Source organism: Sporolactobacillus inulinus (assembly GCF_006539285.1).
Classification (GTDB): domain Bacteria; phylum Bacillota; class Bacilli; order Bacillales; family Sporolactobacillaceae; genus Sporolactobacillus; species Sporolactobacillus inulinus.
Window position 1 is genome coordinate 1 of record NZ_BJMS01000224.1, and the last position, 741, is coordinate 741.

Consider the following 741-nt stretch of genomic DNA (forward strand, 5'->3'; position numbering starts at 1 on the left):
CATTTTCGGACATCTCTGGGGCTCCGTGGGCATTCTCATCGGAAACGTTGGAAAAACATTCTGCCTGCCGCTTTCTCTTCGTCTTCATGATGGCGTGCAAACACTTCGCCAGTGGGAAACGAACGATGAAGAACAGGACTCCCATGTGGTGCAGATGATTGATCAAGGGTTTTCAGCCACTCGGGTGCTGGGGCGCGCGTTGTTTCTGCTTGATCGCTATTTCTTGTCCGTTCCGGCCCTCCGTCGCTTGAATCAGCGGAATCAGGAAGGGGCCACTCGATTAGAACTGGTCACGAAAGCCAAAACCTCCTGCGTGGCTTATGAACATCCCATTCAAACTGGCGGGCGAGGACGCCCGCGAAAGAAAGGAACCAAAGTGAAGGTAAACGCGCTGTTTGACGCACAGGACAAGTTGTTCCAAACCACCCGTCTGTCGCTTTACGGTAAGGAAGAAAACGTCGCCTATCTGTGCCGCGATCTCCTTTGGGGGCAGGGACTCTATCAGGAATTGCGCTTTGTTCTTGTGGTGATGGGCGAACGACGATCCATTCTGGTCAGTACGGATCGATCGCTGGAACCAGAAGCCATCATTCGGCTTTATGCGCGGCGTTTCACAACGGAAACCACTTTTCGCGCGCTGAAACAGTCACTCGGTGCCTTTGCCTATCATTTTTGGAGCCGGTCGATGCCCAAACTGAACCGTTACCGCAAATCGGAAGAACCCGATCCGCTGGATCACGT

At 53.3% G+C, this 741-nt stretch carries 1 protein-coding gene; it reads left to right on the forward strand.

Going from position 1 to position 741, the window contains the following annotated elements:
- The coding region (locus tag SIN01_RS15160; RefSeq protein ID WP_373864413.1) for a transposase at nucleotides 1-741 on the forward strand (741 nt) is incomplete at both ends.